Raw genomic sequence first — 12,940 nt, forward strand, 5'->3', positions numbered from 1 at the left:
ACGCCCCCGCCCCGGAAGCCCCGCCTTGGCGCCTTCTCGACGCCCTGAGGCCCAAGCCCTGCGGCCCGCGCCCCCGCCCCCCACGTCCCGCGCCCCCCGCGCGGGAGCCGCAGGTGGTCGGCGCCCGTTCAGCGCGGCCGGTGCAGCCGGTCGCCGCCCGCGAGGATCGCCTCAGCGAGGGCGTCCGCGGCCTCCTGGGTCTCCCCGCCGCGGCGCCCCCTGCGCAGGACGAAGCCCACGTCCCCGAGTTCCGGAAGCCCCGCGCGGACCGGTACCGGGACGAGCCCCTGGGGCACCAGGCCCCGCGTGTGGGCCATCACCCCGAGCCCCGCGCGGGCCGCCGCCACGTTCGCGCTCAGGCTGGAGCTCGTGCATGCGATCCGCCACGCCCTGCCCTGCGCCTCCAGGGCCTCAAGGGCCCGCGCCCGGGTGATCCCCGGCGGCGGGTACAGGATCAGCGGCACCGGGCGGTCCGGATCGAGCCGCAGCCCCGGCGCCCCGATCCAGATGAGCGTGTCCTCCCAGACGAGCCGCCCCTCGCTCTCCGTACCGCGCCGCTTGGCCAGGATCAGATCGAGCCGGCCGGCCGCGAGCCGGGCCTGGAGCGTCCCGGACAGCTCGACCGTCAGCTCCAGGTCGACCTCGGGGTGCTCGCGCCGGAAGGACTCCAGGATCTCCGGCAGCCGGGTCGCGACGAAGTCCTCCGAGACGCCGAACCGCAGCCGCCCGCGCAACCGCGTCCCGCCGAAGAAGGCCGCCGCCCGCTCGTGCGCCTGGAGGATCGTGCGCGCGAAACCGAGCATCGCCTCGCCGTCCTCCGTCAGCTCCACGCGATGCGTGTCCCGGGCGAACAGCGGCCGCCCCGTCGCCTCCTCCAGCCGCCGCACGTGCTGGCTGACGGTCGACTGGCGCAGCCCGAGGCGCTCCGCGGCCCGCGTGAAGCTCAGCGTCTGGGCCACGGCGAGGAAGGTGCGCAGCTGGGTGGGCTCGTACACGCCGACGAGGCTATCGCGGATCGTGATGACAGTCAGAGATCTGTACGGGATTCCCGATCACCACTCCCTGGAGCAGGATGGACACGCGCGACCCCCGTAGGAGCACAGGAGCCCATGACCCCCCGCACGCCCGGCCGCACCGCCGTCCGCCGCCCCCTCCGCCTGCCGTCCTGGCTGCCCGTCGACGGGTACGTCCTCGCGCTGCTCGGCACGGTCGCCCTCGCCGCGCTCCTCCCCGCCTCCGGAGTCGCCGCGCGCGTCACGGAAGGCGCGTCGACCGGGGCCGTCGCCCTGCTCTTCTTCCTCTACGGGACCCGGCTCTCCACCCGCGAGGCCCTCGACGGCCTCAAGCACTGGCGGCTCCACCTCACCGTCCTCGGCTGCACCTTCCTGCTCTTCCCGCTCCTCGGGCTCGCCGCGCGCGGCCTCGTGCCCGGCGTCCTCACCCCCCAGCTCTACAGCGGCTTCCTCTTCCTCTGCCTGGTGCCGTCCACCATCCAGTCCTCCATCGCCTTCACCTCGATCGCCCGGGGCAACGTGCCCGCCGCGATCTGCGCCGGCTCGTTCTCCTCGCTCGCCGGCATCGTCCTCACCCCGCTCCTCGCGGCGCTGCTCCTCGGCAACAGCGCGGGCGGCCTCTCCGCCGACGCGCTGGTGAAGATCGTGCTCCAGCTCCTCGTGCCGTTCCTGGCCGGGCAGTCCACGCGCCGCTGGGGGAACAAGAGGGGCCGCGCGCAGCGCGTCAGGCAGGGTGGCGGTGGGCGACGGGAGGGCGGCTTCCTCGTCCGGCACAAGAAGGTCCTCGGGTACGTCGACCGCGGCTCGATCCTCCTCGTCGTCTACACCGCGTTCAGCCAGGGCATGGTCGCCGGGATCTGGCACCTGGTGACCCCCGCCCGGCTCGGCGCGCTGCTCGCCGTCGAGGCCGTGCTCCTCGCCGTGATGCTGGCCCTGACCTGGTACGGGGCCCGCCGCCTCGGCTTCGACCGGGGCGACCGGATCGCCATCCAGTTCGCCGGCTCCAAGAAGAGCCTCGCGGCCGGGCTGCCGATGGCGAGCGTCCTCTTCGGCCCGCAGGCCTCCCTCGCCGTCCTCCCGCTGATGCTCTTCCACCAGATGCAGCTGATGGTCTGCGCGGTCATCGCGAAGCGTCGTTCGAAGGACCCGGAGGAAGCCACGGCGGCCGTCCCCGAACCCGTACGAGCCCCCGAGGTGCCGGCGGCCGGCGCCTGACCCCGTACACCCGCTCCGTCGGCCGGATCACACCCGCACCCGGACCGGGATGATCATCCGGGCCGCTACGGTGCTCCCATGCCCGCACTCGATCCCGGCAGCACCGCGCTCGTCCTCGTCGACCTGATGGAACGCATCGTCGCGCTGCCGCTCGCCCCCCGCCCCGGCGCCGACGTCCTCGCCGCCTCCGCCCGGCTCGCCGACACGTTCCGGGCGGCCGGAGCGCCCGTCGTCCACATCCGTGTCGAGCGGCCGAACGTCGCCACCCAGCCGCCCGGCAGCGAGCTCGTCCCCGACCTCGTCGAGGACGGCGACGCCGTCGTCGTCAAGCGCACCATCGGCGGCTTCCAGGACACCGGACTCCACGAGCTGCTCGCCGGGCTCGGCGCCACCACCCTCGTCCTCGGCGGCATCGCCACCAACCTCGGCGTCGAGTCCACCGCCCGCGCCGCCTGCGACCTGGGCTACGAGCTCGTCTTCGCCGAGGACGCCATGGCCGCGCTCACCGCGGACGAGCACCGCGCCTCCGTCGACCTCGACTTCCCGCGCCTCGGCACGGTCGCCCCCGTCTCCGCGATCACCCTGGACGGCCCCGAGTGACCCGCGTGCCGATACGGTACGGGGCCCGCCCCTGCTCCCTCGTCGTCTGCCGGGGCTGCTGCTGCGGAGACCCCCGCAAGAACCCCGGCATGGACCACGACGGGCAGCTCACCCGCCTCCGCGAGGCCGCCGCGGCCTCCGGCGGCCGGCTGATCGTCCGCACCAGCGACTGCCTCGGCCCCTGCGCACAGGCGAACGTGCTCGTGGTCCAGCCGTCCACCGAGGGGCGGCGCAGGGGAGGCAGGGCCGCCTGGATCGGCTGGAGCGCCGACGAGGACTGCCTCGACGAGGTCCTCGCCTGGACGGCCGCCGGCGGCCCCGGCGTCGTGCCGCCCCCGGCGACCCTCGAACTCCAGATGATCGACCCGCCGAAGAACTAGGGCGCCTTCACATCGATCCGGTGCTCGCCCGCGTACACGTTCATGTTCGGCCCGCGCAGGAAGCCGACCAGCGTCAGGCCCGTCTCGGCGGCCAGGTCCACGGCGAGCGAGGACGGCGCGGACACCGCGGCGAGCACCGGGATCCCCGCCATCACGGCCTTCTGCGCCAGCTCGAACGAGGCCCGCCCCGACACGAGCAGCACCGCCCGCTCCAGCGGCAGCAGCCCCTCCCGCAGCGCCCGGCCGACCAGCTTGTCCACGGCGTTGTGCCGGCCCACGTCCTCCCGTACGTCGAGCAGCTCGCCGTCCTCCGTGAACAGCGCCGCCGCGTGCAGCCCGCCGGTCGAGTCGAAGACCCGCTGGGCCGCCCGCAGCCGCTCCGGGAGTTCGGACAGCAGCTCGGGGGTCAGCCGGACCGGGGGAGCGTCGGCGATCGGGAAGCGGGCCGTGGTGCGGACCGCGTCCAGGCTGGCCTTGCCGCACAGGCCGCACGAGGACGTCGTGTAGACGTTCCGCTCAAGGGTGATGTCCGGGACCTTCACCCCGGGGGCGAGCTGCACGTCCACCACGTTGTACGTGTTCCGGCCGTCCTCCGTGGCGCCCGCGCAGTACACGATGTTCCGCACGTCCGAGGCCGCCGCGAGGACCCCCTCGCTCACCAGGAAACCGGCCGCGAGCGCGAAGTCGTCGCCCGGCGTGCGCATGGTGATCGCGATCGGCCGTCCGTTCAGCCGGATCTCCAGCGGCTCCTCCGCCACCAGGGTGTCGGGCCGGGTGCTGACCGCACCGCCCCGGATCCGCACGACACGCCGGCGCTCGGTGACCCGTCCCATCGTGACCGCACTCGATTCTCTCCGCAGGAAAGGCCGGGAAGGCCCTGACCGCCTCATTCTCCGCCACGCCCCACCACCGCGCCCGCACCGGTCCGTACCTGGCCGGTTGTCGCGGTCGGCCAAGCGATAAGGGGGAATGTTGGTGGTTTACGTCACCTGTTACTGATCAGTCGCTGGCAAGACTGGGTGGCCCTGCCGACGAACGAACCACCTAGGGGGTCCCGAGAATGACGGGCACTCGCATTGCCGCGCTCGGGCACTACCAGCCCGCCAAGGTGCTGACCAACCACGACGTGGCCGAGCTGGTCGACACGAGCGACGAGTGGATCCTCAGCCGGGTCGGCATCCGCACCCGGCACGTCGCCGGGCCCGACGAGCCCGTCGACGAACTCGCCGCCCACGCGGCCGGCAAGGCCCTCGCCACCGCCGGCCTCACCGCCGGTGACATCGACCTGGTCCTCGTCGCCACCTCCACCGCGATCGACCGCTCGCCCAACACGGCCGCGCGCGTCGCCGCCCGCCTCGGCATGGGCTCGCCCGCCACCATGGACCTCAACGTGGTCTGCGCGGGCTTCACCCACGCCCTGGCCACCGCGGACCACGCCGTCCGGGCCGGGGCGGCCCGCCGCGCCCTCGTCATCGGCGCCGACAAGATGACCGAGATCACCGACTGGACCGACCGCACCACCTGCGTCCTCACCGGCGACGGCGCGGGCGCCGCGATCGTCGAGGCCACCGAGACGGACACCGGCGCCATCGGCCCGGTCCTGTGGGGCTCCGTCCCGGAGATGGGCCACGCCGTCCGCATCGAGGGCACCCCGCCCCGCTTCGCCCAGGAGGGCCAGTCCGTCTACCGCTGGGCCACCCAGCAGCTGCCCGCCCTCGCCCGGCAGACCTGCGAGCGCTCCGGCATCGCCCCCGAGGACCTCGCGGGCGTCGTCCTCCACCAGGCCAACCTGCGGATCATCGAGCCGCTCGCCGCGAAGATCGGCGCCGTCAACGCGGTCGTCGCCCGGGACGTCGTCGACTCCGGCAACACCTCCGCCGCCTCCATCCCGCTGGCCCTGGCCAAGCTGGTCGAACGCGGCGAACTGTCCTCCGGCGCCCCGGTCCTGCTCTTCGGCTTCGGCGGCAACCTCTCGTACGCGGGCCAGGTCGTCCGCGTCCCCTAGTGCCCGCCCGGCGGGGCCTGTCCCACCCGGCCCGCCCCACCCGGCCTGTCCGGCGGGGCCATGCCCCGTTCGGCGGAGCCCGGTGGCGGTGGGCCGGGGGCGGACCTAGCTTCGATCGCGGTGAGGGTCGTCCCTTCCGGAGGCGGAATCGCTCCGCGTCCGAGCCCTCGCGTGATCTGGAGGACCGCCATGCGCGCGATACGTGCCGCTTCCGTCGCCCTGCTCAGCGCCATCGCCGTGGTGTCGGTCGCGCCCCTGGCCCTGGCCGGTGACGGCAACGACCACGGCAACAACAACATCACGTCGTTCGGCTTCTCCGTCACGCCCACGACGATCGCCCCCGGCGGCACCGTCACCCTCACGTCCGAGGGCTGCGAGGTGCCGTCCGTGACCGTCACCTCCACCGTGTTCGAGACCGTGACCCTCAACGAGGGCCGCCCGGGCACCGCGACCGTGGACGTCGACGCCAAAGCCGGCAGCCAGGTCGAGATCACCTTCGACTGCAAGGGCGAGCGGGGCACCACCCCGCTGACCATCGCCGAGGGCGTCGACACCGGCACCCACACCGGGGCCCACAAGGGCGTGAAGGCCGGCTACGGCACCACCGCCGCCTCCGGCACGGCCGCGGAGGGGCTCGGCACGACCGAAGCGGTCACGGGCGTCCTGCTCATCGCCGGAGCGCTCGGCGCCGCCGTCGTGCTCACCCGCCGCCGCGCCGGCGGCCGCGCCTGACGGCCGGGACCACGGGGGCCTGAGACGGCCCCTCCGCCCCGGTGTGACGAGGTCCGGGGCGGAGGGGCGCCAGTACGCGAGGAGGGTGGACGTGGGGCCTGCGGACGGCACGGCGGAGGATCCGGGAGCGCGCCCGGACGGCACCGGACGGCGCGGCGCCTGGGGCGTCATCGCCGTCGTCCTCCTCATCGGGGTGCACCTCGTGCGCGGCGGCGCGGGGGAGCTCCCGGCCGGCGGCCCGCCGCAGCCCCTCGCCGCGGCCGCGCCCGACGGGACGCGGGCCGGGGCTCTCGCCTTCGCCCCCGTCTCCGTACCCGCCCCGCTGCCCGCCTCGCCCCCGGTCCGGGTCCGCGTCCCCGCCGTCCGCATCGACGCGCCCGTCACCGGGGTCGGACTCGACGCCGAGGGCTGGATCGAGGCCCCGCCGCCCGAGGACGACCGGCTCGCGGGCTGGTTCACCGGCGCGGTCACCCCCGGCGAACGCGGCACCGCCGTCGTCGTCGGCCATGTCGACACCCCGAACGGCCGGGCCGTCTTCTACGACCTGGGCGCCCTCGGCAAGGGACACCGCGTCGAGATCGCCCGCCGGGACGGCCGGACCGCCGTCTTCGCCGTGTACGGGGTCGAGGTCGTCCCCAAGGAGGGCTTCCCCGCCGCCCGGATCTACGGCGACTCCGGCTTCCCCGAGCTGCGCCTGATCACCTGCGGCGGCACCTTCACGGAGGAGAACGGCTACGCGGCCAACGTGGTGGTCTCGGCGCGTCTGGTCGAGGTCCGCTGATCCGCCCCCGCCGACCTGACGGACTCCCCCCGGGCCATTGGCCTGGACCGCACCCCGGTCGTCAAGGTGGCTCCGACGGAGCCGGCGTCGGGGGGCGCCGGGCTCCCACCCGGGGGTCACCCCACTGACCATGGGAAACGCTGGTGAAAGGCGCCTCGAACCCCTGGTAGAGTTATCTCTGTCGCCGCGGGGAAAACCCCGAAACGACAATCACCTGGTCCGGGTGGCGGAATGGCAGACGCGCTAGCTTGAGGTGCTAGTGCCCTTTATCGGGCGTGGGGGTTCAAGTCCCCCCTCGGACACCACACGAAGTGCCGGTCGATCTCGTATCGACCGGCACTTCGCGTTTCCCCGTTCCTCACGCCTTCCGCGCCACCACCAGCCTGCAGCGCGGGCTGCCGTCCTCCCGGCGGCCCAAGGCGTCGACCGGGACGAGGGAGACGTGGAAGCCCGCCTCTTCCAGCCGGGTGCGGACGTCCGCGAGGCGGAAGGTGCGGTAGTACATGACGAAGGGCGGGCGCCAGACGGCGTTCCTGAGGCGCATGGCGGCGTCGAAGCCCCACAGGGTCCAGTAGAGGCGGGAGCCGACCGGGGGCGGGGCCGGGAGGGGGAAGGCGAAGGTGCCGCCGGGGCGGAGGGAGGCGTGGACCTGGGTGAAGAGGGTGCGCTGGGCGTCCGGGAGGAAGTGGCCGAAGGCGCCGAAGCTGACCGCCAGGTCGAAGACCGGGGCGAAGGGGAGAGCCAGGGCGTCGGCGCGGACCAGGGTGGCGGTCGGGTGGGCGTACCGGGCCTGGGCCAGCATGCCCGTACTGAAGTCGACGCCCGTGACCCGACCCGCGCAGACCGAGCGGAGGACGCCGAGTCCGGCGCCGGTGCCGCAGCAGACGTCGAGGCCCGAGTCGAAGGGGCCGAGGGCCTCCAGGGTGCGGGTGACCGCGCCCAGGAGGCGGTCGGAGGTGCGGAAGGGGGTCGCGTCGAACTTGGCCGCGAGCAGGTCGTAGCCGTGCTCGACCGAGGAGAGGGCCTGACTCGTCAGCTCGCGGAGGCTGGGACCCTGCGGGGTGAACATGCACCGAGCCTAGGGCCCTCGGGCCCGTCAGAGCGAGCTTCCCACCGGTGGTGCCGGCCAGGACGGGGCGATGCCCGTGAGCTGGCAGACGAGGAGGTAGAGGGGGATCGGCGGGGTGTACGGGGAGGTGCCGTCGGGGTGGTGGATGAGGCGCGGGCCGCGGTCCGGGATCTCGGCGCCGGGGGCGTAGCAGGCGGGCAGCGGCCAGGTGAGGTCGTGGTCGGAGCCGGCGGGGACGAGCCACCACCACCAGTCGGAGTCGGCGTAGACGCAGCCCTTGGCGGGGAGGCGCGAGAGGATCTTGAAGCCGAAGCGGGCGGGGACGCCGACGGCGTCGCAGCCGAGGCCGGTGTGGAGTCCGACGGGGACGGCGAGGCGGGTGGCGCCGAGCTCGCGTGGAAGGGCCTGGAAGCGGGGGGAGTCCGGTGAGCGTCGCGGGGCCGGTACGGAGGCTTCGGGAGACCTGAGGGCGCGCGGGATGACGCGGATCGACCTCAGCACGGGTCCCCCATGCCGTGGGCGAGTTCCGCCCAGACGACCTGTGCCGTGCCGTGGCCGGTGCGGTCGGCGCCCCAGGCGGTGCAGAGCGCGTCGACGATGAGGAGTCCGCGGCCGCGTTCCTCCTCGCCGCAGTCGCGTATCCGTGGTCCGGCGGGCCCGCCCTCGTCCCGTACGGCTATGCGGAGGGTCTCCTCGCCCTCGCGGAGCTCGCAGACGACGCGGTCGCTGGCGGTGTGCACGACGGCGTTGGTGACGAGCTCGGAGACGACGAGGGCGACCGTGTCGCGTATCCCGGGGTCGCAGCCCCAGATGATGAGGCGTTCCTCCGCGAGCCGGCGGGCGCGGGCGACCGAGGAGGTCAGGGCCGGGAGCTCGAAGGCGAAGCGGCGGACGGGATCGGTGTGCGGCTGTGGGCGCTGGGCCATGACCCGAGGGGCTGCAGGGCTCATGAGACCTGAGGGCTGCGCGTTACCAGAAGCCACGACCGGTTCCTCACAACAGTGGGCAGGACTGCCGTACGGCGCTGTCGCCGTGGCGCGGTGGCGCACGGCGGCAGCGTGTACTGGTTCACCGGAACACTGTCCTCCTGCGTCGGACACTTGGCAAGTGGCACTCTGAAAATTGCAGAGTGCTGTGTTCTCTCTGGACCCGCTTCGTGGCACACTCATCGAAACAGCGCGTCGGGGAGGTCTGAGAGTGAGCGAGCCGCGGTCCGCCCCGACGGTGGGACAGGTCGTCCTCGGAAAGCGTCTGCAGGACCTGCGCGAGCGGGCCGGCATGAAGCGGGAAGAGGCGGCGAAGATCCTGCGGGTGGCCCCGGCCACCGTCCGGCGGATGGAGACCGCCGAGGTCGCGCTGAAGATTCCGTACGTGCAGCTCCTGTTGAAGGAGTACGGGATCACGGACTCCGAGGCGGAGGGCTTCGTCGCCCTCGCGGAGGAGGCCAACCTCCCCGGCTGGTGGCAGCGGTTCCACGACGTGCTGCCCGGCTGGTTCTCCATGTACGTCAGCCTGGAGGGGGCCGCGAGCCTCATCCGGGCGTACGAACCCCAGTTCGTCCCCGGTCTCCTCCAGACCGAGGCGTACGCCCGCGCCATTCTGCGCAGCGGGGCGGTCGGTGGCGGCAGCGATGCCGGCAGAGACGAGGACGCCGAGCGCCATGTAGCCCTGCGGATGGAGCGCCAGTCCCTGCTGACCAGGGACGACGCTCCGAAGTTCTGGGTGATCATGGACGAGACGGTGTTCCGCCGACCGGTCGGTGACGGGCCCGAAGTGATGCGCGACCAGCTCGACCGGTTGCTCGAAGCGTCCGAGCTGCCGAACGTCACCCTGCAGATCGCGGAGTTCGCGTCCGGCCACCATCCCGGCACCTACGGACCGTTCGTCCTCTTCCGCTTCGCCATGCCCGAACTCCCGGACATGGTCTACAGCGAGTACCTGACCGGCGCCGTCTATCTCGACGCGCGTCCCGAGGTGGCGTCCCACCTGGAGGTCATGGACCGCATGGCGGCGCAGGCCGCGACTGCACAACGCACGAAGGAGATCCTCCGGGATCTCCGCAAGGAGCTGTGAATGGATCGCATATACAACGGCATGCCCGCCGCGGAGCTCGGTGCCGAGGGTTGGCACAAGCCCTGGAGCGGCGGGAACGGGGGCAACTGCGTGGAGGCCATGAAACTGGCCGACGGCAGGGTCGCCGTGCGACAGTCCGCAGACCCTGAAGGACCAGCGCTCATCTACACCCACGGGGAGATCGCCGCTTTCATCCAGGGCGCCAAATCCGGTCAGGCTGATTTCCTGCTCACCTGAACCTTCCGTCCCACCCCTACCATCGCGTAACTCTTGTTTCAGTGCCACCCGTTCGACCCGACCAGGAGAGCCGATGACCCAGGACCCCGCATCCGTGAGGATCGACACCAGCAAGCCGCATCCCGCGCGCATGTACGACTGGTTCCTGGGCGGCAAGGACAACTACCCGGTCGACGAGGCGATGGCACGTCAGCTGCTCACCGTCGACGCCCGGGGCCGGGACATGGCCCGCGTCAACCGGGCCTTCATGCACCGCGCCATCCGCTGGCTCAGCGCCCACGGCGTCCGGCAGTACCTGGACGTCGGCACGGGCATCCCGACCGAGCCCAACCTGCACCAGATCGCGCAGGAGGCCGCGCCGGAGTCCCGCATCGTCTACTGCGACAACGACCCGATCGTGCTCGCGCACGCGGCCGCCCTGCTGCGCTCGACCCCGGAAGGGGCCACCGAGTACATCCAGGCGGACGCCCGCGAACCCGAGATCATCCTCGAAAGGGCCGGAAAGGTCCTTGATTTCGACCAGCCCATCGCCCTGTCGATGCTCGCCCTGCTGCACTTCGTGGGCGACGAGGACGGGGCGTACGAACTGGTCTCCAAGATCGTCGACAAGCTCGCGCCGGGCAGCTACCTCGTCCTCTCCCACGTCACCGGGGACTTCGACCCCGAGGGAGCGGCGAAGGCGGCCGCCATGTACAAGGCGCGCGGGCTGACCCTGCGGCCCCGCTCGCGCGACGAGCTGGCCGCGTTCTTCGACGGGCTCGAGTTCGTGGAGCCCGGGGTCTCGCTCACCGCCGACTGGCATCCGGAACTGGGCGAGCCCGTCCCGGTCCCGGGCGACGACCCCATCCCGGGATGGGCCGCGGTCGCCCGCAAGCCCTGACCCCGAGCCGTACGAGAAGGGGGCCCGCCGACGGGCCCCCTTCGTGCTGCTACCGCTCCACCAGCGTCACCAGGAAGCTCCGTGCCCGGCCGACGTTGCCGGCCGCGTCGACCGTCCGGTACTCGACGGTGTGCGTGCCGTAGTCCGGGCTCGCGTCGTCCCACGGCACCGCACGGCTCCGGCCCAGCTTCCCGTACACGAGGTCGTCGACGACCGTGCCGCCCGGCGAGAAGAGGAACGGCGCGCCGGCGTCCGTCGGCCAGCCGTAGTACGTGTACCAGCCGTCGCCGTCGACCCGGAACTGGCTGACCACGGCGCCCTCCTGGTCGTCCCGCGCGGTCAGCCGCATCGTGAACGCGCCGTCGTAGACGTACTCCACCGGGCGCCCGGGGCGCCGTACCGTCCGCAGCGGCTCGGACAGCTCGTACGCGGCGGTGGCTGGACGGGCGTCCACCGTCCAGCTCAACTCCTCGTCCGTGCCCGCGAGTCGGGCCGTGAGGGTGTGGGTCCCCGGCGCGATCTCCAGCGAACGCAGGTCCAGATCAAGGTCGTTGCGGCCGTACGGGGAGACCGGCCGCCCGTCCAGGCGCCAGCGCACGGCGGGGGTGCCGTCCACCGCGTGGGTGGTGTCCGCGTGGACGACGCTCCGGGCGCCGACGGGGGCGCCGGTGGGGGTGTGCCCGGTGAAGCCGGGAGCCCCCGGGGCCCGTACGGTGGTCAGCGCGGGGTCGACCGTCCAGCTCACCGTCCGGGTGAGCGCCGCCGAGGCGCGGACCGCCGGGTCGCGGACGAAGGGCGTCGGGTCGGTGACCGTGGCGGTCAGGGCGTGCGTGCCGGGGGAGAGCCGCAGCCTCCGCAGGTCGAGCGTGCGGGCGCCCCCGGTGTCGAGGGTCCGCCCGTCCAGCTTCCAGGTCACGGCGAGCGCGCCGCCCACCGGGTGCAGGGTGTCCACCCACACCGTGCGGTCCGCCCCGATCGGCGCCGCGTCCGGGGTGTGGTCCTGGACCAGGTTCACCTTGGCCGAGATCGCCCGGACCATCACCTCGCGCTCCACCTGGTCGAAGGCGTAGCCGAGGGTCTTCATGAGGGAGTGGCGGCTCGGGCGCCAGACGCCCTTCGTGCTGTACATGCCGCCCTCGTGGCGGCCGATGACCCCGCCGGACTCGCTGGGCTCGCCGAGCCAGCGCCACCACTTGGCCCGCTGCTCCCGCATCTGCTCCTCCGTCAGGAGCGTGTGGTGGACGGAGGACGGCTCGGGCCCTTCGTACGCCTCGCCCGGGACCCCGCGCGCGTAGTAGTCGTACTCGTCCTGGAGCCCGCCGAGCGAATGCCCTATCTCGTGCGGGGTGATGAGCGAGGACAGCGCGTTGCCGCCGGAGGCCGTGGCGTAACTCCCGCCCGCGCCGCCGTAGGTGGAGCTGTGGGCGAGGGCGACGATCTGGCGGTTGGCGCGGCTCGTGCCGGGGACGAGGTCGGCGAGCGCGGCGGCCTTCCGGCTGTCGACGGTGAGCAGCCGCTGCACGCTGTCCGGATCGCAGCCGCCCCAGAAGCCCATGTCGAGCGCCGTGTCCCGGGCCGGGGCGCCGAGCCCCGGGTCGCAGTCCACGCCGGACTCCGCCGAAGGGACCTCCACCGCCCACACGTTGACGTACGAGCGGTACGAGGCGAAGGGCTCGATGCTCCACAGGGTGTTCAGGTGCCGCTCCAGGTCCGCCCGGAACGCCGGCATCTCCGCCGCGGTGTAGCCGTCGCCCATGAACACCAGGTTGAACCGCTTGTCGGCGGGCCCGGTGGTCTGTACGGGGACGACGGTCGGCCCCTCGCCGGGCAGGGGTGTCTCGGCCGCCGCCCGCGTGGTTCCCACCAGGCCGGCGGCCAGCAGGCAGGCCGCGGCGAGCCGGGCCACGGCACGCCGAACTCCCTTGCGCTGTGAGGTCATGGGGCGCGAGCCTAGG

General features: G+C 73.2%; 15 protein-coding genes and 1 tRNA gene. 10 read left to right on the plus strand and 6 right to left on the minus strand.

Annotated features, from left to right (window positions below; translation table 11 throughout):
• Window positions 1-128: 128 nt before the first annotated feature.
• Window positions 129-995, minus strand: coding sequence for a LysR substrate-binding domain-containing protein (locus tag ACH4TP_RS11550; protein WP_398192190.1), 867 nt, complete (start codon window positions 993-995; stop codon window positions 129-131).
• Window positions 996-1,109: 114 nt separating this feature from the next.
• On the opposite strand from ACH4TP_RS11550, the gene ACH4TP_RS11555 reads away from it, so the two are divergent.
• The 3 genes from ACH4TP_RS11555 (at window position 1,110) to ACH4TP_RS11565 (ending at window position 3,208) form a co-directional block, all read left to right on the plus strand.
• Window positions 1,110-2,228 (plus strand): bile acid:sodium symporter family protein, encoded by a 1,119-nt coding sequence (locus ACH4TP_RS11555; protein ID WP_398437235.1) that lies wholly within the window; start codon window positions 1,110-1,112, stop codon window positions 2,226-2,228.
• Window positions 2,229-2,306: 78 nt separating this feature from the next.
• Entirely contained in the window at window positions 2,307-2,828 is a 522-nt protein-coding gene (locus ACH4TP_RS11560; protein ID WP_389230686.1) for an isochorismatase family protein, read from the plus strand.
• Window positions 2,825-3,208, plus strand: coding sequence for a (2Fe-2S) ferredoxin domain-containing protein (locus tag ACH4TP_RS11565; protein WP_389230689.1), 384 nt, complete (start codon window positions 2,825-2,827; stop codon window positions 3,206-3,208). Before ACH4TP_RS11560 ends, ACH4TP_RS11565 begins: the two co-directional genes overlap by 4 nt.
• On the opposite strand, the gene fdhD is transcribed toward ACH4TP_RS11565, so the two are convergent.
• Window positions 3,205-4,041, minus strand: coding sequence for a formate dehydrogenase accessory sulfurtransferase FdhD (fdhD, locus tag ACH4TP_RS11570; RefSeq protein WP_398437237.1), 837 nt, complete (start codon window positions 4,039-4,041; stop codon window positions 3,205-3,207). The two genes, ACH4TP_RS11565 and fdhD, sit on opposite strands and share 4 nt — an antisense overlap.
• A gap of 227 nt (window positions 4,042-4,268) precedes the next feature.
• Here fdhD and ACH4TP_RS11575 point away from each other — a divergent pair, with 227 nt between their 5' ends.
• From ACH4TP_RS11575 to ACH4TP_RS11590, 4 genes are all read left to right on the plus strand, one after another.
• Window positions 4,269-5,213, plus strand: a complete 945-nt coding sequence (locus ACH4TP_RS11575; RefSeq protein WP_398192184.1) for a beta-ketoacyl-ACP synthase III — start codon at window positions 4,269-4,271, stop codon at window positions 5,211-5,213.
• 189 nt (window positions 5,214-5,402) lie between these two features.
• The gene (locus ACH4TP_RS11580; RefSeq protein WP_389230698.1) at window positions 5,403-5,945 is read left to right on the plus strand and encodes a hypothetical protein; all 543 of its coding nucleotides are present in this window, start codon (window positions 5,403-5,405) and stop codon (window positions 5,943-5,945) included.
• Between the two features lie 91 nt (window positions 5,946-6,036).
• Window positions 6,037-6,726, plus strand: a complete 690-nt coding sequence (locus ACH4TP_RS11585) for a class F sortase (protein ID WP_389230701.1) — start codon at window positions 6,037-6,039, stop codon at window positions 6,724-6,726.
• A gap of 217 nt (window positions 6,727-6,943) precedes the next feature.
• A tRNA-Leu gene (locus ACH4TP_RS11590) sits at window positions 6,944-7,031 on the plus strand.
• Between the two features lie 53 nt (window positions 7,032-7,084).
• Here ACH4TP_RS11590 and ACH4TP_RS11595 read toward each other — a convergent pair.
• Genes ACH4TP_RS11595 through ACH4TP_RS11605 form a run of 3 tightly spaced genes read right to left on the minus strand, consistent with a single transcriptional unit; the run spans window position 7,085 to window position 8,721 of the window.
• The gene (locus tag ACH4TP_RS11595; protein WP_398192181.1) at window positions 7,085-7,795 is read right to left on the minus strand and encodes a class I SAM-dependent methyltransferase; all 711 of its coding nucleotides are present in this window, start codon (window positions 7,793-7,795) and stop codon (window positions 7,085-7,087) included.
• A 27-nt stretch (window positions 7,796-7,822) separates the two neighbouring features.
• Window positions 7,823-8,296, minus strand: coding sequence for a hypothetical protein (locus tag ACH4TP_RS11600; protein ID WP_398192179.1), 474 nt, complete (start codon window positions 8,294-8,296; stop codon window positions 7,823-7,825).
• Window positions 8,290-8,721 carry an ATP-binding protein gene (locus ACH4TP_RS11605; RefSeq protein WP_398437240.1) on the minus strand — a complete coding sequence of 144 codons (432 nt, stop codon included), beginning with the start codon at window positions 8,719-8,721 and terminating at the stop codon, window positions 8,290-8,292. The genes ACH4TP_RS11600 and ACH4TP_RS11605 overlap by 7 nt, the downstream gene beginning before the upstream one ends.
• A gap of 271 nt (window positions 8,722-8,992) precedes the next feature.
• Here ACH4TP_RS11605 and ACH4TP_RS11610 point away from each other — a divergent pair, with 271 nt between their 5' ends.
• From ACH4TP_RS11610 to ACH4TP_RS11620, 3 genes are all read left to right on the plus strand, one after another.
• Complete coding sequence (locus ACH4TP_RS11610; protein ID WP_389230713.1) at window positions 8,993-9,868, plus strand: helix-turn-helix domain-containing protein; 876 nt, start codon at window positions 8,993-8,995, stop codon at window positions 9,866-9,868.
• Window positions 9,869-10,105, plus strand: a complete 237-nt coding sequence (locus tag ACH4TP_RS11615) for a DUF397 domain-containing protein (protein WP_015037566.1) — start codon at window positions 9,869-9,871, stop codon at window positions 10,103-10,105.
• Window positions 10,106-10,178: 73 nt separating this feature from the next.
• On the plus strand, window positions 10,179-10,985 hold the full coding sequence (locus tag ACH4TP_RS11620) for an SAM-dependent methyltransferase (RefSeq protein WP_389230716.1): 807 nt from the start codon (window positions 10,179-10,181) through the stop codon (window positions 10,983-10,985).
• A gap of 49 nt (window positions 10,986-11,034) precedes the next feature.
• On the opposite strand, the gene ACH4TP_RS11625 is transcribed toward ACH4TP_RS11620, so the two are convergent.
• Window positions 11,035-12,924 carry a M64 family metallopeptidase gene (locus ACH4TP_RS11625; RefSeq protein ID WP_398437242.1) on the minus strand — a complete coding sequence of 630 codons (1,890 nt, stop codon included), beginning with the start codon at window positions 12,922-12,924 and terminating at the stop codon, window positions 11,035-11,037.
• Window positions 12,925-12,940 lie beyond the last annotated feature (16 nt).

Source organism: Streptomyces sp. NPDC021012 (genome assembly GCF_044333355.1).
Classification (GTDB): domain Bacteria; phylum Actinomycetota; class Actinomycetes; order Streptomycetales; family Streptomycetaceae; genus Streptomyces.